The 26,484-nt window shown below is 57.5% G+C and carries 23 protein-coding genes; 10 read left to right on the top strand and 13 right to left on the bottom strand.

The features are described 5' to 3' along the window. The first annotated feature begins 52 nt into the window (after positions 1-52). Together WDB70_RS10890 and ycaO are read left to right on the top strand one after the other, a co-directional pair. Entirely contained in the window at positions 53-1,054 is a 1,002-nt protein-coding gene (locus tag WDB70_RS10890) for an endonuclease/exonuclease/phosphatase family protein (RefSeq protein WP_406664231.1), read from the top strand. A gap of 33 nt (positions 1,055-1,087) precedes the next feature. Beyond that, positions 1,088-2,815: a 30S ribosomal protein S12 methylthiotransferase accessory factor YcaO gene (ycaO, locus tag WDB70_RS10885; protein WP_406664229.1), complete on the top strand. Its 1,728-nt coding sequence runs from the start codon at positions 1,088-1,090 to the stop codon at positions 2,813-2,815. A gap of 56 nt (positions 2,816-2,871) precedes the next feature. Here ycaO and WDB70_RS10880 read toward each other — a convergent pair whose 3' ends face one another. Next, positions 2,872-4,059, bottom strand: a complete 1,188-nt coding sequence (locus WDB70_RS10880) for an acyltransferase family protein (protein ID WP_406664227.1) — start codon at positions 4,057-4,059, stop codon at positions 2,872-2,874. A gap of 211 nt (positions 4,060-4,270) precedes the next feature. Between WDB70_RS10880 and WDB70_RS10875 the strand changes: the two genes are divergently transcribed. Continuing rightward, positions 4,271-5,092, top strand: a complete 822-nt coding sequence (locus tag WDB70_RS10875; RefSeq protein WP_406664225.1) for a LytTR family DNA-binding domain-containing protein — start codon at positions 4,271-4,273, stop codon at positions 5,090-5,092. Positions 5,093-5,143: 51 nt separating this feature from the next. On the opposite strand, the gene WDB70_RS10870 is transcribed toward WDB70_RS10875, so the two are convergent. Then, the gene (locus tag WDB70_RS10870) at positions 5,144-6,508 is read right to left on the bottom strand and encodes a TrkH family potassium uptake protein (RefSeq protein ID WP_406664223.1); all 1,365 of its coding nucleotides are present in this window, start codon (positions 6,506-6,508) and stop codon (positions 5,144-5,146) included. Beyond that, a complete protein-coding gene (locus tag WDB70_RS10865; protein ID WP_406664221.1) occupies positions 6,505-7,155 on the bottom strand; it encodes a potassium channel family protein in 651 nt (216 codons plus the stop codon). Before WDB70_RS10865 ends, WDB70_RS10870 begins: the two co-directional genes overlap by 4 nt. Before the next feature lie 81 nt (positions 7,156-7,236). On the opposite strand from WDB70_RS10865, the gene WDB70_RS10860 reads away from it, so the two are divergent. Genes WDB70_RS10860 through WDB70_RS10850 form a run of 3 tightly spaced genes read left to right on the top strand, consistent with a single transcriptional unit; the run spans position 7,237 to position 10,224 of the window. Continuing rightward, positions 7,237-9,705, top strand: coding sequence for a YdbH domain-containing protein (locus WDB70_RS10860; RefSeq protein ID WP_406664219.1), 2,469 nt, complete (start codon positions 7,237-7,239; stop codon positions 9,703-9,705). Continuing rightward, entirely contained in the window at positions 9,702-9,893 is a 192-nt protein-coding gene (locus tag WDB70_RS10855) for a YnbE family lipoprotein (protein WP_406664217.1), read from the top strand. Before WDB70_RS10860 ends, WDB70_RS10855 begins: the two co-directional genes overlap by 4 nt. A gap of 10 nt (positions 9,894-9,903) precedes the next feature. Further along, positions 9,904-10,224, top strand: coding sequence for a YdbL family protein (locus tag WDB70_RS10850; protein ID WP_406664215.1), 321 nt, complete (start codon positions 9,904-9,906; stop codon positions 10,222-10,224). Here WDB70_RS10850 and WDB70_RS10845 read toward each other — a convergent pair. Then, positions 10,214-11,518, bottom strand: a complete 1,305-nt coding sequence (locus WDB70_RS10845) for a diguanylate cyclase domain-containing protein (RefSeq protein WP_406664213.1) — start codon at positions 11,516-11,518, stop codon at positions 10,214-10,216. The two genes, WDB70_RS10850 and WDB70_RS10845, sit on opposite strands and share 11 nt — an antisense overlap. A 155-nt stretch (positions 11,519-11,673) precedes the next feature. Here WDB70_RS10845 and WDB70_RS10840 point away from each other — a divergent pair, with 155 nt between their 5' ends. Both WDB70_RS10840 and yegS read left to right on the top strand, forming a co-directional pair. Next, entirely contained in the window at positions 11,674-12,669 is a 996-nt protein-coding gene (locus WDB70_RS10840) for a hypothetical protein (RefSeq protein WP_406664211.1), read from the top strand. A 10-nt stretch (positions 12,670-12,679) separates the two neighbouring features. After that, entirely contained in the window at positions 12,680-13,564 is an 885-nt protein-coding gene (gene yegS / locus WDB70_RS10835; RefSeq protein WP_406664209.1) for a lipid kinase YegS, read from the top strand. Between the two features lies 1 nt (position 13,565). On the opposite strand, the gene WDB70_RS10830 is transcribed toward yegS, so the two are convergent. From WDB70_RS10830 to WDB70_RS10805, 6 genes are all read right to left on the bottom strand, one after another. After that, positions 13,566-14,648 (bottom strand): ABC transporter permease, encoded by a 1,083-nt coding sequence (locus WDB70_RS10830; RefSeq protein WP_406664207.1) that lies wholly within the window; start codon positions 14,646-14,648, stop codon positions 13,566-13,568. 4 nt (positions 14,649-14,652) lie between these two features. Next, entirely contained in the window at positions 14,653-15,747 is a 1,095-nt protein-coding gene (locus tag WDB70_RS10825; RefSeq protein WP_406664205.1) for an ABC transporter permease, read from the bottom strand. Continuing rightward, positions 15,740-17,425 (bottom strand): ATP-binding cassette domain-containing protein, encoded by a 1,686-nt coding sequence (locus tag WDB70_RS10820; protein WP_406664203.1) that lies wholly within the window; start codon positions 17,423-17,425, stop codon positions 15,740-15,742. The genes WDB70_RS10825 and WDB70_RS10820 overlap by 8 nt, the downstream gene beginning before the upstream one ends. Further along, a complete protein-coding gene (hlyD, locus tag WDB70_RS10815; RefSeq protein WP_406668080.1) occupies positions 17,422-18,399 on the bottom strand; it encodes a secretion protein HlyD in 978 nt (325 codons plus the stop codon). Before hlyD ends, WDB70_RS10820 begins: the two co-directional genes overlap by 4 nt. Then, the gene (locus WDB70_RS10810) at positions 18,396-19,052 is read right to left on the bottom strand and encodes a CerR family C-terminal domain-containing protein (protein WP_406664201.1); all 657 of its coding nucleotides are present in this window, start codon (positions 19,050-19,052) and stop codon (positions 18,396-18,398) included. The genes hlyD and WDB70_RS10810 overlap by 4 nt, the downstream gene beginning before the upstream one ends. Positions 19,053-19,169: 117 nt before the next feature. Next, positions 19,170-20,036, bottom strand: coding sequence for an MBL fold metallo-hydrolase (locus WDB70_RS10805; RefSeq protein ID WP_406664199.1), 867 nt, complete (start codon positions 20,034-20,036; stop codon positions 19,170-19,172). A gap of 220 nt (positions 20,037-20,256) precedes the next feature. Between WDB70_RS10805 and WDB70_RS10800 the strand changes: the two genes are divergently transcribed. Together WDB70_RS10800 and WDB70_RS10795 are read left to right on the top strand one after the other, a co-directional pair. After that, positions 20,257-21,324: an efflux RND transporter periplasmic adaptor subunit gene (locus WDB70_RS10800; protein WP_406664197.1), complete on the top strand. Its 1,068-nt coding sequence runs from the start codon at positions 20,257-20,259 to the stop codon at positions 21,322-21,324. After that, positions 21,324-24,377 (top strand): efflux RND transporter permease subunit, encoded by a 3,054-nt coding sequence (locus tag WDB70_RS10795; protein WP_406664195.1) that lies wholly within the window; start codon positions 21,324-21,326, stop codon positions 24,375-24,377. Before WDB70_RS10800 ends, WDB70_RS10795 begins: the two co-directional genes overlap by 1 nt. 26 nt (positions 24,378-24,403) lie before the next feature. On the opposite strand, the gene WDB70_RS10790 is transcribed toward WDB70_RS10795, so the two are convergent. From WDB70_RS10790 to WDB70_RS10780, 3 genes are read right to left on the bottom strand one after another with little or no spacing between them, the layout of a single operon-like run. Then, complete coding sequence (locus WDB70_RS10790; RefSeq protein ID WP_406664193.1) at positions 24,404-24,826, bottom strand: DsrE family protein; 423 nt, start codon at positions 24,824-24,826, stop codon at positions 24,404-24,406. Then, on the bottom strand, positions 24,826-25,575 hold the full coding sequence (gene dsbG / locus WDB70_RS10785; RefSeq protein WP_406664191.1) for a thiol:disulfide interchange protein DsbG: 750 nt from the start codon (positions 25,573-25,575) through the stop codon (positions 24,826-24,828). The genes WDB70_RS10790 and dsbG overlap by 1 nt, the downstream gene beginning before the upstream one ends. Beyond that, on the bottom strand, positions 25,572-26,384 hold the full coding sequence (locus tag WDB70_RS10780; protein ID WP_406664189.1) for a prolipoprotein diacylglyceryl transferase family protein: 813 nt from the start codon (positions 26,382-26,384) through the stop codon (positions 25,572-25,574). Before WDB70_RS10780 ends, dsbG begins: the two co-directional genes overlap by 4 nt. Between the last annotated feature and the right edge of the window lie 100 nt (positions 26,385-26,484).

Raw genomic sequence — 26,484 nt, 5'->3', positions numbered from 1 at the left:
CGTGTCGCTAACAGCCCGGTTTTTGCGGCTAATCATCTGAGCCTGGGGGCCTATGTTCGTAAAGCTAGCAACCTTTAATGCCGCATTGGAAGCGGGACGTTTTTGCCGAAAAAGTGATCCAGATCCCTTGGCGCTACGCCGAGCGCTAGCGGGCAGTAATCACCCACTCCTGAGCAATGCTGCGGCCCAGCTAACCTTGCTGGATGCCGACATTGTGTTGCTCAATGAGTTTGACTACATTGCTGATGCCTCGGCCGGCATTGAGGCATTCAATCATCAGTATCTGCCAAAACCTTATCCCTATTGTTACGTTGCACCGGTAAATACCGGGGTAAAAGTAGGAAACTCCGGTGAAAATCATGGCTTTGGACGATTTCCCGGGCAGTACGGCATGGCTCTGCTGAGCCGTTTCCCGCTAGATACAACGGCCATACGCACTTTTCGGCGCTTTCGCTGGGCTGCTTTGCCCAATCCCAACCGGCCACGGCTGCATGGCCGTTTTTATTATCCGGATGGCCTCTGGCAGCAACTGCGGTTGTCGTCCAAGTCCCATTGGGATATACCGGTGCTCATTGGCCAGCAGCGCTTGCATATACTGGCCAGCCACCCGACGCCACCGGTATTTGATGGTCCGGAACGGCGCAACCAATGCCGCAATGCCGACGAAATTCGTTTTTGGTGTCATTACCTGGATGATGAACCCTGGATTGCGGATGATCAGCGCAGAACTGGCGGTCTGCCGGCCGGAGCTGCGTTTGTACTGCTGGGTGACCTCAATGCCGACCCGCAGCGAGGCGACAGCGCCCCGGGCGCCATTACCACGCTTTTAAACCACCCGCGCCTGCAGAGCCTACCGATACCGCAACATAGCGGTGGTGATATCACCGCAGACTGGCAGAAACGTGTTGACTATGTACTGCCGTCCACCATGCTGAAATTGGTTGATAACGGTGTGTTCTGGCCCCAGGGCGATGAACCTGGCAGTAACTGGGTGAGTGCACCAGAGAGTTCCGATCATCGCCCTGTCTGGGTGACGGTACAGCTACCGTGCTAGACTCGCGCCACTTATTGCCCAAAGGTCAGTTCGATGCAAAAAACCTATATTCCCGGCAAAGATGCCGCCCTGGAAGATTCCATCGCCCGGCTGGGTGCCGCCATCAGTGAGTTGGGTTTTACCATTGAGGAGGCCCGTTGGCTTAACCCCGCGCCCTTTATCTGGTCAGTCCATATTCGTGACCAGGATTGCCCGCAGGTATTTGCCAACGGTAAAGGCGCCAGCCGTGAGGCGGCGCTGGCCTCGGCTTACGGTGAACTGCTGGAGCGCCTGGCAACCCGTTACCTGTGGGCCGACTTTCGCCTGACATCCGCCTTGGCTACCTTTGGCCACGTTCATCAGGCAGATGAACGGTGGTATGACCCACAAGGCGACTGGCCAGCTGACCTGCTTGACCGCCACTGTCGCGCAATTTATGACCCCGAGGGTGAGCTGGAACTGGACGATCTGATTGATCACAACGGGGGCGACAGTGACAAAGGTGTTTGTGCGCTGCCTTATGTGCGTCAGTCTGACAGCCAAACGGTGTACATGCCGGTCAATCTGATTGGCAATATTTTTGTTTCCAATGGCATGAGTGCCGGCAACACCCGTGATGAAGCACAGGTGCAAGGGTTGTCAGAGATCTTTGAGCGGGCCATCAAGAACCGCATTATCGCCGAGGATATCGCCTTACCGCAGGTACCGCCGGCAGTGCTGGCGCGCTACCCGCAGATAGTCGCCGGTATCACGGCGCTGGAGGAGGAAGGCTTTCATATTCGGGCACTGGATGCGTCCTTGGGAGGGCGCTATCCGGTGATGTGTGTGGTACTGCAAAACCCGGCAGACGGCGGTATTTTTGCGTCTTTTGGCGCTCACCCGAAATTTGCCGTGGCGCTTGAGCGGGCATTGACCGAGTTGCTGCAAGGCCGTGCTCTGGACGAGCTGGCGGGTTTTCCGGCGCCCAGCTGTGACCGGGAACAGCTAACCGACCCCCACAATCTGGAGCTGCACTTTATTGACTCATCTGGTGTGGTGGGTTGGGGGCTGTTGTCCGACACGCCGGACATGCCCTTTGCCGACTGGGATGACCAGCACAACAACGCATTTGAACGCCAGGCGTTGATTGATCTGCTGCATGCAGAAGGTCATCAGGTGTATATCGCCGAATACCAGGGCTTGGGCGCTTATGCCTGTCGTATTCTGGTGCCTGGGTTCTCGGACATTTACCCCGCCGATGAGCTCGTCTGGAATAACAATAACCAAGCCCTGATGTGGCGGCCGGTGTTGTTCAATTTGGCTGCTGCCAGCCGCGATGATTGGCAGGGTTTACTGGAAGCGCTGGACGAGCATGCCGTGAACGATCAACTGCGGGTGCTGGAGTGGGCCGGTATTGTCGGTGATAAAGGCACACCCTGGGCTCGCCTGCGAGTCGGTGAGCTGCGCTTGTGGTTACTGCTGGCATTGGGTGAACAGGAAGAGGCGTTTGAACAGCTCGGTTCGGTGTTGGCATCCGGGCACTTAACGGCACAAGAGCGGCAAGGTTACCGGGCCTTGTTTGCGGTTTTGGAACTGCTACTTGATGGCCGGGACCTGACTGCTTATGAGCGTGCTTTGAGCGGCTATTATGGCCAGCAGATATTGGCTGAGGCTCAGGCTCTGGCGACCGGTGTCCAGCGTTTCCCTGGCTTGGCGGCACTGGACCCGGAACGGCCAACAGAAGGCCATCGCCGCTTGATGGTTGCCTATGGCAAGGTTCTGCAAGGGCAATTGGCCCAGTAAGCCTAAGTACTGTGCAGCCGTTACGGCTGCACAGTCACTGGCCATATTTTACTTTCCTACCTGACCACCATTTCTGCAGCTTTTGTCGCAGGGCGCTTTGCTTTGTCTGTAAAAACCCCAAACAACGGCCTGAGCCATGGCAAGGGCCGGATCAGGTATTGCCAGAGCACCAGGCAGCCAAGCACGGTCAGCACCAGCAGCGCCGAAAACTCGCCTATTGCACCTAAACGGAACTGTGACAGCCAGACCCCGAAGACAATGATCAGCGTCTGGTGCAGGATATAAAACGGAAAAATAGCCTGGGTCAGATAACGCAGCGCCGGGCTGGGTTTATTCAGATAGGCTTGTGCTGCGCCCAGTACCGTCAGTATCACTGCCCAGGCATAAAGCACACGTGCCGCCTGGGCAACCGCGGTCAGTACGGGTCGGTCATTCATCCACTCCTGCCAGTGTAACCAGACCGGGGTCAGCACCGTGCCAAGACTGACTGCAACCAGCAGGCACAGCCGCCACTGCTGCGCCACGAGCCGCCAAAATACCGTACTTTTGGCTACCAGCAAGCCGTAAACAAAAATGGTGAAGTAATTGGCATGTGCGTTCCAGTCGTCCACCAGCGCATGGGTGGTGGGAAACCATTTGTCGGTGGTAAAGCGGAAAATCACAAAAGGGATCAGCGGCAACAGCAGCAGTCGGCCACCGCTCAGCCAGCGTGCAACCGGGGCGCTATCGAGCTTTGCTGCCAGCATCCGTAGCAGCGGCAACAAGGCCATGGCCAGCAACGTATAAACGATGAGATAGGCCACATACCAAAGGTGGTTCCAGGTCGGCACGATAATACTGAAATGCTCGGCTGCCAGATAACGGGGCCAGAAGGCCAGGAAACCGGGGGCTATTTCATGTAGTCGCAGTAGCTGTAAGTAAGACTGCGGGGCGACCACTACTGCCATGCCAAATACCAAGGGTATAAACAACTTGCTGAAACGGCTGGCGGTGAACGGCAGGGCACGGCGTTTGTCGGCAGCAAAGCGCAGTGCAACGCCGGAGATAAAAAACAGCAGCGACAAGCGCCAGGGGTTGAGCAGCATCATCGGCGCTTCTGGTGAGGTGTTCACATAGGGGCTTTTGACATGCCAGCCCCAGGGCACGTAATACATGCCGATGTGATAAAAAATCAGTAACGCAAAGGCGATGATCCGCAGCCAGTCGAGATCGTGGCGGCGTGGCAAGCTTGGCAAGGTATTCATGGGGTGTCCTGTTGATTAACGGCAATGCCATGAAGGTGCCCTGGTCGCGTATTGGCTGCCACTGCACCGGGGCCACTGAGTGGCTCCTTGGGATAGCCGGTAATCAGGTTTTTACCTGCTGGGATAACCGGTTGGGCTGCTGGGATAACCGGTATAGCCCTTGTCTTGAAAGGGCTTGCGCTTTACTGACGACCTTATAGACTGCCTTACTATGAGAACAATTCAGGCCTCCGCCTACCTGGGTACTTTTCGGCGTTACCCTCGCTTTGTGTTGGCAACGCTGCTGCTGACTGCACTGTTTTGTGCCGTTAATACCGTATCAATGGTCAGCGATTATGAGCGCGCCGGGCAGTCTATTTTCTGGGGTAAGTCGCTGTTTTACGAAGTGACCAGTGCCCTGGCTATTCTTATTATGCTGCCATGGCTGATTACAGTGGCCGAGCGCTGGCCGCTAATGCGCAGCAACTGGCTACGACAGCTGCCTCGCTATGTGGCAGCCAGTCTGGTCTTTTCAGCGGGCCATGTGACGCTGATGGTGCTGTTACGAAAAGGGCTGCTGCCGGTGTTGTTCGGTGGCCATTACGACTTTTTCAGCAGCGGCTATGACGCCATCAGCTATGAATACTGGAAGGATGCCCGCACCTTCGTGGTCTTGCTGGCAGGCTTTTTTGTGCTTAATGTCCAGCCGCAGGAGCGGGCCAACAGTCCGGCGGTTGAATTACGCAGCGGTGCTACCCGTATCCGCTTCCTGGCGGCAGACTTTATCTTTGCGCGGGCAGCGGCCAATTATGCTGATGTCATTACCCGCGGCGGTGAGTTGCTGGCGCGTGTCACCCTCAAAGAACTGGCCGAGGTTCTGGCTGAACAAGGGCTGGATGTGGTGCGGGTACATCGTTCGGTGCTGGTCAATCGCGCCATGATTGAACAGCTTACCCCCTTGGCCGGAGGCGATCTGCAGCTCAAGTTACGGGGCGGCCATCAGGTTCGAGCCAGCCGTCGCTATAAAAGCCAACTGCTAACGGCTGAGCAGTAAAACCGGCGATAGCCTGCCTCAACGCTCTGCAAACGCTGATGCCCGCTGATATCAACCGATGGCCAGTGACTCTTCTGCATAACGAATGTTATGGGTTCGTGGTGTAGCCAGCATAAAGCCGAGCGTCAGTGGCCCAAGGCGGCCAAGGAACATCAGCACCATGATCACCGCTCGGCCGGTATCGCTCAGTTCCGGGGTAATACCACGGGTCAGGCCAACAGTGCCAAAGGCAGAGACCACCTCGAAAGTCAGATCCAGAAAATGTTGATGGCCGTCGCTGATGGTCAGAATAAACAGCGCCACAAAGATCAGCATCAGGCTCAGCAATGTCACCGCCAGTGCCTTGAACACCAGTACCGCGGGCACTGCTCGCCCCAACAGCAGGGTCTGGCGCCGGCGCAACAAAAAGGCGCGGGTAGCTGCCAACAGCACTGCAAAGGTGGTGACCTTAATGCCGGAGGCGGTAGAGCCGGGGCCGGCACCTATCAGCATGAGCAACAGCATCAGCATTACTGATGCCGGCATCAAACCGCTGATGGGCACGGTATTAAAACCGGCAGTGCGAGGGGTTACAGCCTGAAACCAACTGGCCCAGAGCTTACCGGCGGTATCCAGTGGCCCCAGTGTGGCCGGGTTGTGCCATTCGATAAGGGCAAACAGCAGCATTGCCAGCAACGCCAGCAATAAAGATCCTAACAGCATGACCCGAGTGTGCAGCGACAAGCCGGTCAGCCGCCGCTTCTGAGCCAGCTCCGAGACCACAGCAAAACCAATACCACCGGTGATAAACAGCCCAGAGATCACCATATTCACCGGCCCGCTGGCGACACTGGCACTAAGACTGTCCGGTGCCAGCCCGAAGCCGGCGTTATTGAAGGCTGAAATGGTGTAGAACAGCGCTTGCCATAGTCCTTGCTGCCAGCCTAGTTGCGGCACCCAAATCAGTGCCAGTAGCAGCACTCCCAGGCCTTCGGCCAAAAGCACAAAGCGCAGCAAGTGGCGCAGCAGCCGGGCAACATCCGTCAGTTGCGTCTGATTGAGGCTTTCGCGGATCAAAAACTGCTGGTTAAAAGACATTTTCCCCGCCAGCAGTAACAACACCAATACCCCGAAGGTCATAAAACCGAGGCCGCCAAGCTGGATCAGCATCAACAACACACTCTGGCCGAACAGGGTAAAATGACTGGCGGTGTCTACCACACTCAGGCCGGTCACTGTAACGGCAGAGGTCGCGGTGAACAGGGCATCGGAAAAACGCAGTGGCGCTTTTAACGACCAGGGCAGCCATAACAATACGGCGCCCAGCAGGATCAGTGAGGCAAAACCGCTGGCCAGTACCGCCGGTGGGCTCATCGCCAGGGTGCGGTGGCGGCCCTGCCATTGGCGCGGGCGGATGCGTTGGTGCCATTGCTTCATAGTTTGGCCGACAATTTTTGCAGATCAGCCAGCTTGCCCAGCAGCAGCAGAATGTCACCCTGCGCCAGCACCAAATCGGCAGGTGGCCGGGGTTGCAGGTCAGTGCCTCTTTTGTGGGCTGACAGGGTAACTTGCCGTTCATCCAGTTCCAGGCTGGCCAGCGGTTGGCCATCCATGCTGTCCGAGACGGTGATTTCCACCATGTAATATTCATTGCCCAAGGCAATGTAGTCTTGAACCAGAGGGTAATTGAGGCTTTGCGCGACCCGCAGCCCCATTTCATACTCCGGGTGCACGATGCGGTCAGCCCCCAGTTTGGCGAGGATCTTGTGATGAGCCGGGTTCAGGGCTTTGACCCAGACTTCCGGCACTTTCAGGGTTTTCAGGTGTAGGGTGCAGAGAATGGATGACTGGATATTTTCACCGATGGCCACCACCACGGCGGTGGCATCATGCAGGTTCAACTCACTGAGTGCCTGCTCGTCGGTGGCATCTACCACCAGTGCCTGCGTCAGCTGGGGAGCCAGTTGATTAACCAGTTGCTGGTCGGAATCCAGCCCCAGTACCTGATGGCCCTGTCGCATCATTTCCAATGCAATAGTACGGCCAAACTGACCGAGACCGATGACAACAAACTGACGATGCATACGCTTCCTTGGCTAAGACGTTGTCTCTGCATTATGCCCAAGTTAGCCTTGAGAATCAGGGCATCACATAAGTGAGTTCAGGTGAAAAGGATCCTCTGGGGGGCGCTGGTACTGCTGCTGGCGATAGTGCTTGGGCTGTGGTGGCAATGGCCATCCGGGCTGAGCGTACAGGGTTGGCATGGCTGGCAGGCCGGCGCTGTCGAATATCGCCAGGGCCATTGCCAACTGCTGAAATTGCGCCAGGTCAGGCTCACTCGACTATTTCCGCCCGTCATTAGCGCCCAGCAGGCTCAATTCACACCATGCGGCACAGCCACTAATGGCGCCGTGACCAGCCTGCCGGCCTTTTCCCTGTCTCTGGCAGCACTGTCGCTGGCAGATTTACCCCCCCTGGCGCTGACCTTACAAAGTGATGGCAAAGTACTGCATGTCCGTGCCAGCAACGACTTGGGGCAGCTCCAAGGGCAGTGGCAGCCGGCTACCGGCGCTTTACGGCTGCAAGGGCAAGGGCATCTGCCATTAACGGCTGCCAGCCACTGGCAGTTGGCCGGGCAAGGCTCTTGGCATGATGGCCAGTTGCAGCTTGCCGCCCAAGGGCAATTGGCGGCAGGGCAAATCAGTGGCCCGGTCAGCTTGCAGCTGGCTGCCAAAGGGCAACACTGGCAGCTTAAGGCCCATACTCCATCCTCCTGGCCATTAAAGGGGCTGGGTAGTGCCGAGGGGCAATTGACGGCAGCCGGGCAGGGCAAACAGTTAAGCCACGCTACCTTAAAGGTGCCACTGGTAACCACCTTGGGGCCGATGCAACTGACCGCCACTACCCAGGTTCTGAACGAGCTTAGCTGGCAGCTCAGTGGCAGCGGTGTCAGCGCTAACGGCACGCTGACGGCCAGTGGCTTACAGGTGGCAACAGCGCATTACCAGCAGGCCGATTATGGCGTCAGCTTGCACCAGCCTCTGATGTTGCCTTGGCAGGCTACAACACCGCTGCCAGTGCAGCTGGCCGGCCATTACCAACGTATTAATGCCAGTATCACCGGGCAACTGCACTGGCCGGCGTTGCTGTTTTCCGGGCAAGCGCAGCTGCGTGGCCAGCTGAGTGATTATCAGGTGCGCGGCGCTGTGCCACTGACGGCAACCCCTGAACATATACAGCTGGCGCCTTTTGCTGTAACCGTTACAGGCCCTTGGGGGCAGGGACAGTTGCAGAGCAATAAGGCGCAGCAGATCCGGCTGGCGGCGCCGAGCCTGGCGTTGGCGCTGCATTGGCGCTACCGCCAGCAGCAACTTAATGGTGATGTTAGCCTGACCCGCACTGATAACGGCTGGCTGGGTGGGGTTCATGCCCGTACTGCGCCGCTGCAAGCCAATGGCCCGGTGCTTACGCTGACCGGTGCTTTTGCCGCCGAGCCTCATCCCCGACTGCTGGCGGGCAGTCACCTCACCGTCAGCCGTGGCTTGCTAGAACACTATCTACTGCTACCTATGCAACTGACCTTACGTGACAGCCTGACGCTGGCCCCGCTGCGCGGCTCGCTGGCGGTAAGTGGCCAGGGGCTGGCTACCGCGCAGCTGCGGCTGCCAGCCTGGCAAGGGCAACTGACGGTGGCCGGCCAACAAGGGCGCTGGCAGCTACAGGTGCCCGGCTGGCAAGCTCAGGTGCAAGGCGACTTTGATATGCAACAGGGCTTAACAGGGCACTGGCAGGGGGAGCTAGTGCTGACGCCGGCACTGTCCGGGTTGTTACCTGTGACCTTCGACGGTGGGCGGTTGCATAGCCAGGGGCAATGGCAGTGGCCGGCGAAGGTGCATGGCCAGCTGACCCTCAAAGACGGCCGTGGCCTGCTGGGGGCCAATGCTTTTAGTGGTGCCCAGGGGCAGTTACAGTTTTCCGGCCCGGCGCCCTGGCAAGGCACAGGGCACGTGCAGCTGGCAACCTTGGCCACAGGCATTAAGCTGACCCAACTGGCCTGTCAGCTGCACTGGCATCAGCAAACCTTGACCCTGACCGAACTGACGGCAAAGCTGCTGGGCGGCCACTTGCAGGCAGCCAGGCTGGACTGGCCTGGCCATCAGCTACAGCCCGTAGAGCTTAGTGGTCTGTCACTGGCGCAGCTGGGGGCCTTACAGAATAAGCCGGTGGTCGCCCTTAGTGGCCAGCTCAGTGGCCAGGTACCCATTCAGCTGGGCCGCCGTAGCCTACGTATCGAAAATGCCCGGTTACATAATGTGAGTCCGGTGGCCCTGAAAGTGTTGGATACCGATGCCGTCAAGCGTCTGAAAAGTGGCAGCACTTCAGTTAAGGTGGCCTTGGATGCTCTGGGAGACTTGGCCGTAGATCAGCTGACAGCGGTACTGGATATGGCGGCAGACGGCCAGGCCACACTGACAGTGCATCTACGTGGCCACAACCCCGAACAAGGTGACTTACCGGTCAACCTCAATTACGCTCATCAGGAGAACCTGCTGCAACTGCTGCGCAGCCTGCGCATGGGTGACACCCTTAGCCAACAGTTACAACAGCAGGTGCAACAAGGAGAGACACCATGAAACATGCAGTCTGGCTACTGACGCCGGTGGCCGCTCTGGTGCTGACCGCCTGCTCACCACGGGTGGCGCTGGAGGCGCCGGAAAAGCCCATTACCATTAACCTGAATGTGAAAATAGAGCATGAGATCCGCGTTAAGGTGGATAAGGATCTCGATGCCCTGTTCAGCAAAAACAGTGACTTGTTTTAAGGGGGGAGTGATGAAAAAGTGGATATTGACCGGTGTCATGGTGTTACTGCTGCCGCTGGCGGCCCTGGCGTTGACCCTCGGTGATGCGAAGCAGGCCGGATTGCTGGGTGAGCAGCCCAATGGTTATCTGGGCGTGGTCAAAGCCACACCGGAGGCGGTGGCGCTGGCTGAAGAGGTGAACAGTAAACGCCGTAAGGCATATCTGGAAATTGCCCGCCAAAATGGTATTAGCCTGGAGCAGGTGGCCTTGTTGGCAGGCCAGAAAGCCATTGCCCGTACTCCCCAGGGGCAATACGTCAAAACCCCGGAAGGACAGTGGGTTAAGAAGTAGCGTAGGGTTTTTGCTGGTACATCGCCATATCGGCTTTGCGGATCAGATCATCGGCATTGCGGGTGTTCTCGCTGGGTCTTGCCTGACCCAGCGCGACTTTGATGTTAAGACTATGCTCGCCTACCTGAATTGGCCGTTGTAGGGTTTCCAGATAACGCTCAACAATGCGTTGAATTTGTTTGTCCCCTCCCATATCGGGTAGTAACAGCACAAATTCATCACCGCCAATCCGGGCGACCAGATCGCTGCGCCGGGCAACCTGGCGCAATCTTTGGGCTGTTTCCAGTAGTACGGCATCACCGGCAGCATGGCCGTAGTTGTCGTTTACATTCTTGAATTCATTAAGATCAATATAAAAAAGTGCGAAAGGGCGGCGCTTGAGCTGCCATTGTCTGACGGCTTCTTCCAGCGCTTTCATAAACTGACGGCGATTGGCCAGCGAGGTCAGCGGATCATGGTTGGCCAGAAACTTCGCCAGCTGGTGCTCCCGGAGCAGCAAAAAAGTCAGCAGGGTCAGCAGTACTGACAGAGCAATGGCGACACCATGCAACACCAAGCCGTCATCCCAGTGTTGGGACAGCGGTGTCGCGCGTAGCTGCCAGTGGTCATTGAGTACCGATATGGGTAGCTGAAAGGTCGGGTCAGGGAGGTAATGCGCACCAAAAATCAAGCTGTCGGCCTTACTGGGATTGGTGATCTGCAAGGAAAAGCGAGAGGTAAGCTGCCGCACGCCGGTCGCGCGCATCACATCATCGATATTGATAACCACGGCGCTCAACCCCCAGAGCTTACCGTCGACAAATATCGGTGTGCGGGCCACCAGGCCATTGCCTCCCTGGATCAGCCTGACCGGGCCATCCAAAATGGTTTTCTTCTGGCGGATGCTGTATTCCACCAGCGGCCACTGCTTGGGCAGCGTCCGGTAATCAACGTTGAGTACCCCTTCGTTACCCTTAAGCGGATAGACGTAGCGCATCACCAGATCCGGGGCAACCACCATGTCCCGCAGGTATTTGGCCGAGGTGAAAATATCGGCCAGCACAGCCTTAATTTGCTGGGCTGACGCATCCGGGTGCGTACGCAAAAAAGAAGCGAGCCCCTGCCCCAGATACAGGGTGGAGTTGAGCTTGGATTCCAGCCTGGCCCGCAGTTCGGTCAGGCTGGCCATGTCTTTGGCACGCTGTGCTTCTGTATTCGACTGGTGTTGCAAATGTGCAACGTACTGGGTTGTAAACATCACCAGAACGAAAACCAGGCTGACAGGCAACCACAGCGTATTATTTTTTATCATCATGCTGGGTGGTGTGAGGCGCTGTAGTAATGATTGTTTGAGAGCAACTGATAAAAGGCAACCTCTTTTTCAACTGGTTAAGATGAGATGGTACTTGGGTTATTCACCTAGTACGGTGTAATAATCAGGTTAACAGAGAGCGAAGATGAGGTCAGGGAATGCGCCTTGCGGTTGCCATAACCATGCTATGCCTGATGCTACCGGTGTGGGCGGCGGAGCCGTCAGCAACAAAGCAGCATGACGATGACACAGATCTGCCTCCTTGGGCGGTGGAACGCATAACGCCGGTATATGACTGGGTTTCCGGTTGGGTTGATAATGTGTCGCGCAACATTGATGGCTACTTCGGCTCTGACGATTCCCTGAAAGTCGAGAATCATTCCTACCTGCGCCTGAGTGAAGAGCTATTGCTGCGGCAACATCGCAGCAATGAGAACGACTTAGCGCTGCGTTACAAACTGCATATCCCCACCACCCGCGAACGCCTGAAATTGATCATCGAAAGTGATCCGGAAGAAGGCCTTGGTACTCTCGAGCAGCAGGCCCGGCAGGACTTTCGCACCGGCCGTTTCGACGGTGGCAAGGGCTCTGTTATTGGCCTGGAGAAGTCGGACAGCGTGAATAAACTGGAAGGCTGGAGCAATCGGCTGTCCGGTGGTATCAAGCTGCATATGCCCCTAGACCCTTACCTGCGCTTTACCAATGAACGGCTCTGGCAACTGGGGCAGTCGCCCTGGACATTGGAGCTCAACAACCGCCTGTCCTGGTTTGACAGTAGCGGTTACTCGGCCCGTACTTTTGTTGATGTCGGCCGCCCTCTGGATGAAAACCATTACCTGCGTTTTCTTACCCAATTGCAATGGCAGGAAACCTACGATTACCTGGAGTTCTACCATAAGACCGAGTTTTATCAGCGCCTGAACCGCCGCAGCGTTATGCGTTACTCGCTGGGTATTCTCGGGCATGGTGGCCATCAGCCGCGGGCTGACGATTACTATCTGGAAGCCTTATACCGCCGCGATTTGCACCATGGCTTTTTATTTCTGGATGTGGCGCCATCGCTGCATTTTCCCAAGGAAGCCGGCTTTGACCCCAGTTGGGAAATCAAGCTGCGCCTGGAAGTGTATTTTCGCGGCGACATCGTTCACCACTAAGAGGCCGTTCATGGGGAAATCTCTGCACCTGATTATTCATGGTAAAGCCGCCACGGAGCCGCGCCTGCGCAAGTTGGTTGAACAGTGCCGGGATGACGGCCACCGCGTTTCCGTGCAGGTGACTTTTGAAGCCGGCGATGCCCAGCGGTTTGCTCATCAGGCCAGGGGGCAGGGCTATGACACCGTCATTGCCGCCGGTGGTGATGGCACCCTCAATGAAGTGCTGCACGGTGCGCTGGACGGCGGTGAGCCCGATTACGCTCTGGGTTTACTGCCGATGGGTACGGCCAATGACTTTGCCGGTGGCGCCGGTATTGCCAGTGACGATTTGGCAGCCGCACTGGCAGTTATTGTTGAGCGTCCGGCGCGGGCTATTGATGCCGGACAGATCAACGACAAGCTGTTTCTCAATGTGGCCACCGGCGGCTTTGGTTCGCAAGTGACCGTCAATACCGACCCGAACTTGAAAAACTGGCTGGGCAAAGCCTCTTATCTTTTGACCGGTCTCAGTAAGCTATTTGAATTCTCACCGATCAGCGCCCGTATCGACAGCGACGACTTTCACTGGCAGGGCGACTTGCTGGCGCTGGCCATTGGTAACGGCCAGCAGGCCGGCGGCGGCATCCGTTTGTGCCCGGGTGCCGCCCTTGATGATGGCCTGCTGGAGCTGACCTTGTTACCCCCCAATCCGCAGCAATCCATTACCACCTTGTTGCAGGGTTTTATCGAACAAGGGGGGGCGGGCCATCAAGACTGGGTTAAGCGTCAGTCACTGGCGCACTTTACGCTCAGCACCGAGCAAACATTGCACCTGAACTTAGATGGCGAGCCGATCACCGGCCGCCACTTTGATATCAAGGTACGGCCTCAGGCCCTGCGTTTTCACCTGCCCTGATTTACTGCAGGCGCCAGCGCACCATGATAGTGGCGCCACTGAGGGTGACCAGCGTTATCAGTGCCATGGGCCACAGATGCTGGCTGATGACTGCCGCTGGCGCGGCTTTGAGAAAAATACCATGGATCAAAACCAGGTAGTGGGTCAGGGGGATGGCTTCGGCCACCGCCCGTAACAGCGCCGGCATATTCTCAATCGGGGTAGCAAAGCCTGACATCAGGATCATCGGAATGCCGACGGCAAAGGCGCCGAGGATCGCCTGCTGCTGGGTCATGGCCAGCGCCGAGATCATCAAGCCGATACCCACCACCGAGACAATAAACAGCAGCAATGAGGCCGCCATTGTCAGCAATGAACCACTGAGCGGCACCTGAAAAACCAGCAACGCGGCCAGGATCATCAACGACCCCAAAGCAAACCCCACCACCACTGCCGGAATACACTTGGCGATGATGATTTCCAGGGGCCGGGTTGGCGATACCAGCAACTGATCAAAGGTGCCCAGCTCGCGCTCACGGGCGATAGACAGCGAGGTGATCACCAGCGACACAAACATCGCCAGAATGCCGGACAGGCCCGGCACAATAAACCAGCGATAGATCAGATTAGGGTTAAAGTTGTGACGCAAGCGTACCGGCTCGGTGACGCCGCCTTGGCTCAAGGCAATTTGCTGTAGGTAATTAAGAGCCACCTGGGCAGCATTGGCGCGGCGCCCGTCCATCAGTACCTGCACTGTGGCGGCGGTGCCAGCCAGCCGGTGGTGTGAATAATCCTCGGGAATATGCACCACCAGCAGTGCTTTATGCTGGTCAATCAGTTGCTGCTGGCCTTGTTCGCTATGCACAGCCACCAAGTTGCCAACGAAGCTGGCGTGCTCAATGGCCTGCACCAGCTCATAAGCACTTTGGCCGCTATCCTGGTTGTAGATACCGACGGTGGCGTTTTTAACGTCCAAGGTGGCAGCAAAAGACAGGATAAACAGCTGCAGCATCGGCGGCACAATCAGTATCGCCCGGGCTTTTGGGTCACGCAGCAGGCTCAGAAATTCTTTGATGATTTGCGCCCGCAGGCGAGCAAATGACATGGTCTTACTCCAGTGATTTGCGGGTTTTGGCCCGGGCAATGGCAAACATCACCAGACCAATCAAAACCATGGCTGCCATATCGGGCAGCATCAGCGGCCAGACGTCACCCACCAGAAAAACGGTCTGTAGTGACTCGATGAAATAGCGTGCCGGTACTATGTGCGTCAGCAATCGCAGCGGCAGTGGCATGGCATCGATCTCAAAAATAAAGCCAGACAGCATGAAGGCTGGTAAAAAACCGGAAAAAAGCGCCAGCTGTGCGGCAATAAACTGATTTTTGGCCAGGGCCGAGATCAGCAGCCCTTGCCCCAGTGCCGGAATTAAAAAGCAACTGGACAGCGCCAGCAGTGCCAGCCAGCTACCGCGCAGGGGGACATCAAAGACGGTGATCGCCAGAACTGTGCTACCCAATGTGGCCAGCAGCCCCAGGCCAAAGTAGGGCAGCAATTTGCCGAGCAGAATTTCCGGTACCCGTGCCGGCGTCGACAGCAAGGCCTCCATGGTGCCGCGCTCCCACTCCCGGGCCACCACCAGCGCGGTCAGCAAGGTGCCGATCATGGTCATGATGATGGCAATGGCCCCGGGGATCAGAAAGCGCCGGCTTTCCACATCCGGATTAAACCAGACCCGTGGTGCCAGGTTTACCGGCATGCTGACGCCATTGCTTATCAGCCAGTTACTGATCACGCCTTGGGCATAGCCGGCAACAAAGTTGGCGGTATTTGGCTGGGTGCCATCGGTGACGATTTGCACCAGGGTCTGGCGGTGTGCCAGGCGGCGGTCAAAGTCGGCAGGGATCACCACATAGCCTTTGATATCACCACTGACCAGTTGTGCTTCTACTGTTCGCCGGTGGCGGGCGGGCAGCACCTTGAAGTAAGGCGTGCCGGCAAAGGCGGAGGCCAGCGAATGGGCTTTGGCGCTGTCGCTCTGCACAACTACGCCCAGGTGTACCTGACGGATATCCAGCGACACCGCATAGGCAAACAGAAACAGTAAAATGACCGGCAGAACAAAGGCAATTAAGATGGCGGAAGGGTCGCGCAGTACCTGCAAACTCTCCTTTTTCACCAGGGCAAACAGCCGGCGGCTAGTCATGATGCTGCGCCTCAATCAGATGAATAAAAGCCTGCTCCATGCTGGCGTTGTCGCCGGCCTGGGCTTTGAGTGCGTCGGGGCTGTCCAGCGCGATCACTTGCCCTTTGTACATCAGCGCCACCCGATCACAGTATTCCGCCTCGTCCATAAAATGCGTGGTGACAAGCACGGTAACCCCTTTGCTGACCAGACCATTGATGTGAGTCCAGAATTCGCGGCGGGTGATGGGGTCAACACCGGAGGTGGGTTCATCAAGAAACAAGATGGGCGGCTGGTGCATCAGGGCGCAAGCCAGTGCCAAACGCTGTTTGTAGCCCAGTGACAGGTCATCCGGGGCACTGTCGAGAAAGGGCGCCAGGCCAAAACTGCTGATCATTTCATCGATACGCTGCTGGCGCTGGCGGCCACTGAGACCATAAACACCGGCGCTAAACGCCAGGTTCTGGCGCACCGACAGCAAGCCGTACAGCGAAAATTTCTGTGCCATGTAGCCCAGCTGGTGTTTGGCTGCCGAAGCGCCTTGGGCCAGGTCAAAACCTGCTACTCGGGCCTCACCACTGCTGGGGCGCAGCAGCCCGCAGAGCATCTTGAAGGTGGTGGATTTACCGGCGCCGTTGGGGCCCAGTAAACCGAAGATCTCACCTTTTTTAACGGCAAAACTGACGTCATCGGTGGCGGCAAAATCACCGAAACGTTTACTCAGGTGCTGGCAGCTGACCATGTCGCCGCTTAATGTCACTGTGGCCATGGTGTCGGCCAGCGGCGAATGGCCGCCGGGGCCACCGCCGAGCAGATCGATAAAGGCGTCTTCAAAACGCGGCGCAGTGGGCGTTAACTGCCCCAGGGGCTGGAGGTTGTCAGTGCTGGCGTCTTTGGCCACTACCAGCCGGATGGCATCGCCTTCAATAACGCCGTCACGGACGTTCTCTTCAGCCAGAGCCTGGCGTAGCAGTGCCCGTTTATCGGTGCTGCCTTGACCTTGCAGGCGAAAACAGCGGCCGGCAAGACGAGCGGTCAAGGTGGCCGGCTCGCCGCGGTAATGTAGCTGGCCGTCGCTGAGTAACAACACATCTTCACAGCGTTCGGCTTCTTCCAGATAGGCGGTGGCCCAGAGCACGGCCATGCCGTTATCGGTCAGGGCTTGCACCATGCGCCACAGATCCTGGCGGCTGACCGGGTCAACACCAACGCCAGGTTCGTCCAGTAACAGCACGCTAGGCGAGGTAATCAAGGCGCAAGCCAACCCCAGCTTTTGCTTCATGCCGCCAGACAGTTGCCCGGCCAGCCGCCGGGTAAAAGGGCCCAGGCGGGTAAAGTCCAGCAGCTTGTCAAAAGTTTGCTGATATTGCTGGCGCTCCAGGCCGCGTAGCTCGGCATAGAGGCGCAGATTTTCCATCACCGACAGATCTTCATAGAGACCGAAGCGTTGTGGCATGTAGCCGATGGTGTCGGCCAGCGCATCGCCGTCTTGTTCCGGGTTCAGCCCCGCCACTCTGAGGCTGCCACTGTCGGGGCTGAGTAGCCCGGCCATCATCCGTATCAGCGTGGTTTTGCCAGCGCCGTCCGGGCCCACCAGGCCGGTCAGTCGACCCGAAGCAATTTGAGCACTGATGCCGCGCAGCGCCTGGGTTTGCCCAAAGGCTTTGTGCAGCTCATCAATGACAATGGCGGCGCTCATGACGACGCCAGGGTGATGGTGACCGGCATGCCTTGTAGCAGTCTGTTATCGGCGTCGCTGACGACAATACGCAGCCGGTAGACCAGATCGGTACGTAACGACGGGGTTTGCACTGACTTGGGAGTAAATTCGGCTCGCGGTGAAACAAAACCGACCTTGCCGTGGTAGCGGTGGCTGCTTGAGTCCGTACTCAGCAGCACGGCGGTACCAGGGGCAACCTTACCGAGGTTATTCTCGCTGACGTACGCCCGCACATAGACTGGCTGGCGCAATGACAGGCTGAATACCGGGCTGCCCGGTTGCACCATGGCGCCGGGCTGTACTACCCGGCTTAGTACAATACCGCTACTGGGCGCCACCAGTGTGGCGTCGTTCAGTGCCGTGTCGGCCAGCGCCAGCTGTGCCTTGGCAGCCTGCAATTGGGCACGGGCAGCGGCTATGTCTTCCGGGCGTGGACCCTCTTGTAGCAGTGACAAGGTGGCCTTACTGGCGGCCAGCCGGGCGCGGGCTTCATCAAGGGCATAGCGGGCACTGTCGAGCGCCTGCTGGCTGGCTGAACCGCGTTTGGCCAGATCCTGGGTGCGCTGGTATTCCAGGCGGCGGCTGTTAAAAACGGCACTGGCCTGACGTTGGTTTTCTTCTGCCGCTTGAATGGTCTGCTGGCGGTTGCCTGCCAGCAGGGCATCGAGCTTGGCCTTGGCCACCGCCACTTGCGCTTGGGCGGCATCGGCTTGTTGCTGCAAGGGGGTGGCATCGAGTTTGGCTAACACCTGGCCGGCGTCAACACTGTCACCTTCATCCACATTCATGCTGGCAATACGCCCCCCCTGGCGAAATGCCAGCGACAGCTCGCGAATATCCACATTACCGTACAGGGTCAGTGGCTCTGCCTGCTGTTGCTGGTGGCGGTACCAGCCGTAACCGGCGGCGCCAAGCACCGCCACAACCACCAGGGCGATAACCGGTTTTTTCAACATGAGGAGTCTCCTTCGAGCAACAGGCGCAAATTAGTAAAGAGGCGAGCTTTAATGGCGTCCGGGTCCAGGTCATGCCAGCCCATTTGGCGTTCAACGCTGGTGCGGGCAAAGCGCCAAACCAGCACCTGGCCTAACAAGGTGAGCATCAGCAAGCGGGCATCCGTTTCACTCAAGGTTGGGCGTAGCCGCTGGATCAGTTGGGTCATCAAGCCCAGCAACCGGCCCATGAAACGGTCGTAGAGCACATCAAAGGCTTTGGTCGGGTGTTGTTGTTCCCGCAGTACCAGCTGTGACCAATGGGCGGTCTGCGGGCTGACCATCAGGTCGACCATGGCACTGGCCAATTGCTCGAATGCCTGTAAATACTGACTGCGTGGCTGGCCTTGGCCGGTAAACAGTTTTTCCATGCTGCTGGCTAACGGGCTGATTTTTTCATTTAGTGCCTCGGCAATGGCTTCAAAAACCGCCAGGTAAAGTCCTTCCTTGCTACCAAAATGGTAGCTGATCAATGCCTGGTTGATGCCGGCCGCGCGGGCAATGGCGCGGGTGCTAACACCATCGTAGCCACTGTGGGCAAAAACGTCTGTGGCGGTAGCGATCAGTGCCTGGCGGGTTGCATCGCCGCGGTTGGGTTCATCAAGTATGGGCATATCTATAATTAATTAATCGACTGATTAATTTTAAGGTTAACGCTTACCCTCGACTCTGTGCAAGTTTTGACCACGTTTTTTGAGTGAAAAAAGCCCGCCGGTGTGGCGGGCTTTTGCTTAGAACAGATTCAGTGGCAGTTTCAGGTAGCGAACGCCGTTGTCTTCTGCCGGTGGCAGTTGGCCGGCACGCATATTGACCTGCACCGATGGCAGGATCAGCCGTGGCATGGACAAGGTAGCATCGCGGCCTTCGCGCATGGCCACAAAGTCTGCTTCGCTGACCCCTTGGTGAATATGGATGTTGTGGCGCTTTTCCTCGCCCAAGGTGGTTTCGCCCTGATAGTGGTCACGGCCCTTGGCTTTGTAGTCATGGCAGAGAAACACCCGGGTGCTGTCTGGCAAGGTAAACAGTTTCTGGATGGACTGGTACAAGGTGCTGGCACTGCCACCGGGGAAATCGCAGCGGGCGGTACCAAAATCGGGCATAAACAGGGTGTCACCGACAAACAGGGCATCGCCAATCAAATAGCTGACGCAAGCCGGGGTGTGGCCCGGTGTATGAAATACCTGCACTGTCGTGGCACCAAAGCTCAGGGTGTCGCCGTCTTTGAGCAGCTGATCGAATTGGCTGCCGTCGCGGGCAAACTCACTACCAGCGTTAAAGGCTTTACCAAATACCTCCTGAACCGTAAGTATGTGCTCACCAATAGCCAGCTGGCCGCCGAGTTTTTCCTTGAGGTAGGGGGCGGCAGAAAGGTGGTCGGCATGAACGTGGGTTTCCAGCAGGTAATGCACCTCTAGGCTCTGGCGTTCAACAAAAGCGATGATGGCATCGGCGCTGTCAAAGGCGGTACGGCCAGAAGCTGGGTCAAAATCCAGCACTGAGTCAATGACCACCGCCGCTTTGCTGCCAGGGTCCTGCACTACATAGCTGTAGGTAAAGGTGGCTTCATCAAAAAACGGGGTTACGATGGCTTGGGTCATATGTCCTCCGGCAGTCGGTCTATACCCTATGGGGTATTTAAAGACTAGCCTCTTTCCTTATCGAATAACAAGCCGTGCTGACGTTTTGTTATTGCCATGGCTGTAAAGCAGGCAAAACAGTCCCATTTGTGATCATTTTGCATAACAATGTGTCAACATGGTTGGTCTTGTCTGACCAGTCATGACGGCTAGACTGTGCCGCCACAACCATGAGGGATTTATGATGCGAACCGGCGTGTTACTGGCAGCCATGCTGCTGTGCGGCTGCCATGTCCAGGCAGATAAAAGTGCTGACAATATGGCGGCGCCACCGGTCAAGCTCTATACCGTGGGCGGCGCCACGGAGGCGGCGGTGCGTCACTTTCCCGGTGTGGTGGCTACCACGGGCGGTTCGGTGCTGGCATTTCGTTTGCCTGGGCAGTTGCAGCAACTGGCTGTACGCAATGGCCAGGCGGTAAAAAAAGGCCAGCTCTTGGCCCGCCTTGATGACACCGGCCTGCAAAACCAGCTGCTGGACCGCCAGGCCCAGTTTGATTTAGCCAATGTGCAATTTAAACGGGCTGAGCAGATGCTGGCGAGAAAGCTCATTCCGCAGGCCAGCTTTGACGAAGCCAAGGCGCGCCGTACGCAAGCCGAAGCGGCGCTGCGGCTGGCCCGTGACAATCTCAGCTACACCCGTCTGCGCGCCCCTTACGACGGGGTGATCGCCAAACGTTTTGTTGACAGTTTTCAGTTTGTGCAGGCCAAAGAACCTATTTTTCAGCTGCAAAACAAGCAGATGCTGGACATTGCCATTCAACTGCCGGAAAGCCTGATGAGCCGAGTGCGCGATAACGCTGTGAACTACCAGCCACAGGTGCGTTTTGCAGGGGTGCCAGGGCAGGTATTTTTAGCGCGTTACAAAGAACACGATGCCGTGGCTGACCCGGCCACCCGCACCTTCAGGGTTATCCTGACGATGGCCAAGCCTTCGTCATTACAGGTGCTGGCGGGCATGTCTGTGGATGTGCAGGTGAATATGCACAAGGTCTTTGCCCTGGCGGCGCAGCAGCCGTTAACGGTGCCAGCTGAAGCCGTATTTCAGCCTGACGGCAAATCCGGCAGCTACGTCTGGCGCTATCAAGCCGGTAAGGTAGTGCTAACCCCGGTAACGCTGGGGGAAGTCAGCAGCAGCGGTATCGCCATTACCAGCGGCCTGAGTCATGGTGATGTGGTGGTTGCCGCTGGCGCCAGTTTCCTGCGAGAGGGCCAAGCCGTCAGGCCATTGGTCAAAGAACGGGGGCTGTAATGTCGGTTGCTGAATTTGCCATTCGCCGGCGGGTGATCAGCTGGCTTATTGCCTTGCTGCTGCTGGTGGGCGGTACCCTGGCGTTTTTTGACCTGGGAAAACTGGAAGATCCGGCTTTTACCATTAAGTCGGCCATGATCATCACCCGTTACCCCGGCGCGTCCCCGACCCAGGTAGAAGAAGAACTGACCCTGCCCATCGAGCAGACCATTCAGGCGCTGCCGTATGTTGACTACGTCACTTCCACGTCCAGTGAAGGGTTGTCGCAGGTAGTGGTGGAAATGAAGCCCATCTACCGCAAAAAGGCCCTGCAACAGATCTGGGATGAGCTGCGCAACAAGCTCGGCGATTTGCAGCCAACCCTGCCTGGCGGTGTGCAGCGGATCAAGGTAATAGATGATTACGCCGATGTTTATGGCATGTTTTTCGCCATCACCGGTAAGGGCTATTCCTATCAGGACCTGAAAAACTACGCCGATTACCTGCGCCGCGAGCTGGTACTGGTGCCGGGGGTAGGTAAGGTGCAGCTGGAAGGCGCTCAGCGCCAACAGGTCTACGTTGAGCTGTCGCGGGCGCGGCTGGCGGCGCTGGGGATCAGCATGCAGCGGATCTTCGCGTTGCTGTCGAGCCAGAACTCGGTCAATGCCAGCGGCCATGTCCGGGTTGGCAATGAATACCTGCGTATCTACCCCACCGGCGAGTTTCAGTCAGTCAAGGATATGGAAAAGCTACTGATCTCCCAGCCGGGTGCCCAGGCGCAGGTGTATCTTGGCGATGTCGCCAGCATTCACCGCGGTTATGCCGAGGTGCCGTCACATCTGTACCGCTACAACGGCCAGCCGGCGCTGACGCTGGGGGTGTCCTTTGCCAGCAGTGTGAATGTGGTGGATGTAGGGCAGGCGGTCCGGGCGCGGTTGGCGGCGCTGGCGTATCAGCAGCCGGTGGGTATGCAGCTGGCAACCATCTACAACCAGCCGCAGCTGGTTGACGATTCGGTCAACAACTTCCTGGTAAACCTGGCCGAAGCGGTAGCCATTGTCATTATTGTGCTACTGCTGTTCATGGGCGTGCGCTCTGGTGTGCTGATGGGGCTGATCCTGCTGCTGACCATTCTCGGCACCTTCATTGCCATGAAGCTGATGGACATTGAGCTGCAACGGATCTCTCTGGGGGCGCTGATCATTGCGCTGGGGATGCTGGTGGATAACGCCATTGTCATTACCGAAGGAGTGCTGATCGGCCTGCAAAAACGGCTCACCAAGCTTGAGGCAGCCAAGCAGGTGGTGGCGCAAACCAAATGGCCACTGCTGGGGGCGACGGTTATCGCCATTACCGCTTTCGCGCCCATCGGCCTGTCGGCAGATGCTACCGGCGAATATGCCGGCTCGTTGTTTTGGGTACTGTTGATCTCTTTAGGGCTGTCGTGGCTTACCGCTATTACCCTGACGCCGTTTTTCTGTGATCTGTTTTTCAAAGAATCGCCAGTGGCCAGCAGTGACGCGCCACAGGACCCTTATCAAGGCGCGGTTTATCAGGCCTATCGGCGGTTACTGGCGCTGTGCATTCGCCACCGGCCACTGACGCTACTGTTGATGCTGGTAGCACTGGTTGCGGCAGTCCTGGGCTTTGGCCAGGTTAAGCAGTCGTTCTTTCCGCCGTCCAATACTCCCATGTTTCTGGTGGATTACTGGCTGCCTCAGGGTAGCGATATTCGCGCCACCGAGGCGCACATCAAGCGCCTGGAAGCCAGCCTGTTGCAGGTGCCGCATGTTAGCGCGGTCACCAGCACCATTGGCCAGGGGGCGCAGCGCTTTATGCTCACTTATGCCCCGGAGCTGCATAACGACGCCTACGGGCAGCTGATTATCAGCCTGGATGATCGCCAGCAACTCAATAGCGTCATCGCTGCCACCCGGGCGCTGCTGCGCCACCAGCACAGTGATGCCTTTGCCAAGGTAAAACGGCTGATGATTGGCCCCAGTCCCAAGGCCAGTATTGAGGCGCGTTTTAGCGGCCCGGACCCACAAGTGCTGCGTACGCTGGCCGCTCAGGCCGAGGCGGTATTCCAGCAAGATCCGGCGCTGGAGTCGATTCGCCATGACTGGCGCCAACGGGTCAAGGTGATCCGCCCACAGTTTGCTGAAGCCCAGGCGCGCCGCTCCGGTATTACCCGCCAGCAACTGGACGAAGTACTGGCGATGAATTTTTCCGGCACCATGGTTGGCTTGTACCGGGACGGTAGCCAAATGCTGCCGATCATCGCCCGGCCACCGGCCAGTGAACGGCTGGCGGCTGATAACATTCGTGATGTGCAACTGTGGAGTCCGGTTTATAACCGTTACCTGCCCATTACCCAGGTGGTGTCGGATTTTCATACTGACTGGGAAGACCCGCTGATCTTGCGTCGTGACCGCAAACGCACCATTACCGTGCAGGCCGAACCTAATGTCATGGGCGAACAAACCGCCGCCCAGATCCTCGCCAGGGTTCGGCCAGCGGTAGAGGCCATTACCTTGCCGACCGGTTACCAGCTGAGCTGGGGTGGCGAACAGGAAAAGTCTGCCGATGCACAAAAAAGCCTGTTCTCGAGCCTGCCCATGGGCTACCTGCTGATGTTCATTATCACCGTGTTGCTGTTTAACTCGGTGCGCCAGCCCCTGGTGATCTGGCTGACGGTGCCGCTGGCACTGATTGGTGTCAGCAGTGGTTTGTTGCTGATGAATGCCTCTTTTAGCTTCATGGCGTTGCTGGGGCTGTTGTCACTGAGCGGCATGCTGGTCAAAAACGGCATCGTCCTGGTGGAACAAATCAAACTGGAACAGGAAGACGGCAAGGCACCGCTCAGTGCGCTGATCCATGCTGCGGTGAGCCGGGTTCGGCCGGTGTGCATGGCGGCCATCACCACGATTTTGGGGATGATCCCGCTGTTGTTTGACGCCTTTTTCCAATCCTTGGCGGTGGTGATCATGTTCGGGCTGGGCTTTGCCACGGTGCTGACCCTGATTGTGCTACCGGTGCTCTACAGCCTGTTCTACCGTATGCCCCGGCAATAAAAAAACCGGCTGTTAGGCCGGTTTTTTTAATCCTGTGGCAACAGTGCAAAACCCTGCTGTTGCCAGTCAATACTGCTGGTCAGTGCTGACAATACCACCGTGACGCCGGGCGCAACTTGTGCCGGGAGAATACTCTGGCTGGCCAACGCCTGGCTACACACGGCAACCTCAATACCCGCGCTGTACAAGGTGCTGAGGGTCGTCTGATGAGCGACATAAAGAGCACTGCTGGTATTGGCCAGTTGCGCCGCTGGGCCAGATAACAACAGCTTCAGCTGCACCGTAGTAATGCCGGCATATTCAGCCAGATTGAGGGTGCGGGCTGTTTTTTCCAGCGCACTGGCCGTGTTGTCAGCCTGACTGAGCGTCAGCACGGCCTTCAGTGACGTGGAGTCCGGCAACGTGACGTTGCCGGGCCAGTGCTTGATGGTACCTAACGGCAGGGGCATCAGGGCTTGGGTCCAAACACCATTTCTAACTGGGCACCACGCGGCGCGCCGTTGATGCGCTGCACCTGGCCGTCATCATTTTTGAAGTAAATGGCCGGAGTGGCGTTAATGCCCATTTGTTGCATCAGCTGATAGTTATGGCTCAGCTCCTTGCGGATGTTGTCGGGGATCTTGGCCATATCCGGCAGCTGCGCGTGTTCGCGGTTCTGCTCATAGTTGTGCAGGGTTTTTGACGGATCTTTAGAGGCCATAATGGCTGCGGCCTTGGTCAGGCTGCTTTGGCGCAAAATGCCGACCATGACGTGGCGGATCTGCACTTTACCGGCTTCTACCCAGGGGCGGGCGTCACGCCAGACGTGGTTACAGTAAGGGCAGTTGGCGTCACTGAACATGTAAATAACGCGCTTGGCACTGTCAGCGCCGTCCTTGATGTAGTTGCTCGATTGCAGCGCCTGCCAGTCTTTTTTGTACTGCGGCTGGTAAACCAGTTTGTCGAGGATCTCTTCGCTGACGTTATTGCCCTTGGTGTCGTACATGTAGCCGGTGATCACGTGCTTACCGTCCGGAGTCAGGTACAGGGCCAGGGCCTGATTGCGCACCTGCGCTGCGTAGCCTTTGAGGCCACCGGGGGCATCAAAGGTGCCGACGATTTTCACGCCTTGCTGTTCCATCATGGCGATGGGGGCGGGCAGTTTGTCGGCTGCCTGGGCCAGACCGCTGGCCAGCACTAGTGCCAATAAGGCTCTCATTTCATACTCCTGTCGGATTTTATCTGCTGAAGGTAATGTGCCAGAGTTGCCGCAGACAGGCTACCTAAGTGACTGTCTGCCAGTTTGCCACTGGCATCAAAAAAGAGTGTCATGGGTACGGCGCTGGCTCCCTTGGGGGCCAGCAGCACATGCTGAAGGTTCAGCTTTTGCTGTTGCAGGTAGTTTGCCACGGTCATCAGATCTTCGCCCTGATTAACGAACACAAACTGCACATCGGGGTAGTGTTGCTGAGCCTCGGCCAGTACCGGCATTTCCCGGCGGCACGGCGGGCACCAGCTCGCCCAGTAATTGACCACCAGCGGCTTACCGTGAAACTGGCTGAGACTGGCTGGCTGGCCAGCCAGCGAATACAGGGTTTCATTGGGTAGTGGCTGTTGCAGTTCCAGGTGGCGGATCAATGCCAGCCCGGTCAGGCCGGTGACCATACCGGTACCCAGCGCCAGCCCCAGGGTCCAGCGCAGCGCTGGTTTCCTCCAGGCCAGTGCCACAGCTCCCAGCAGCACTGCCAGCAAGGCCGGCCACAGCCAAAAACCACCGTCTCGCACATCCAGCGCCTGCCACCAGTTACTCTGATATTGCTGCTGATAACGCAATACAAAGCCTACCCGTGCTACCAGCAGGCCAAACAGCAGTAGTGCAAAAAGAGCTGACTCCGGGTTTCGGCCTTGCCGTTTTGCCGCCAGGCTGCCGGCCAGCACTGCCAGGCCAAAGGCGATCAGTAACAGCAGGGGCCGAGCGGGTAAGGCTAGGGGGCCAATGGAAAAACTGAGCATGGTGCTATTTGCCATCCAATGTTGTTACGGGGTTGATGTTACGTTGTTATGGCGGCGCAGGCAGCCAAAACATCAGACCGGGGCCAGGCTATTTATCTTTCACCAACCCTGCCTA

The sequence above is a fragment of the Gallaecimonas aegicerasi genome (genome assembly GCF_045291545.1).
Classification (GTDB): domain Bacteria; phylum Pseudomonadota; class Gammaproteobacteria; order Enterobacterales; family Gallaecimonadaceae; genus Gallaecimonas.
Note: the sequence above shows the minus strand (reverse complement) of the source record. Positions and strands in the feature narration are given on the sequence as shown.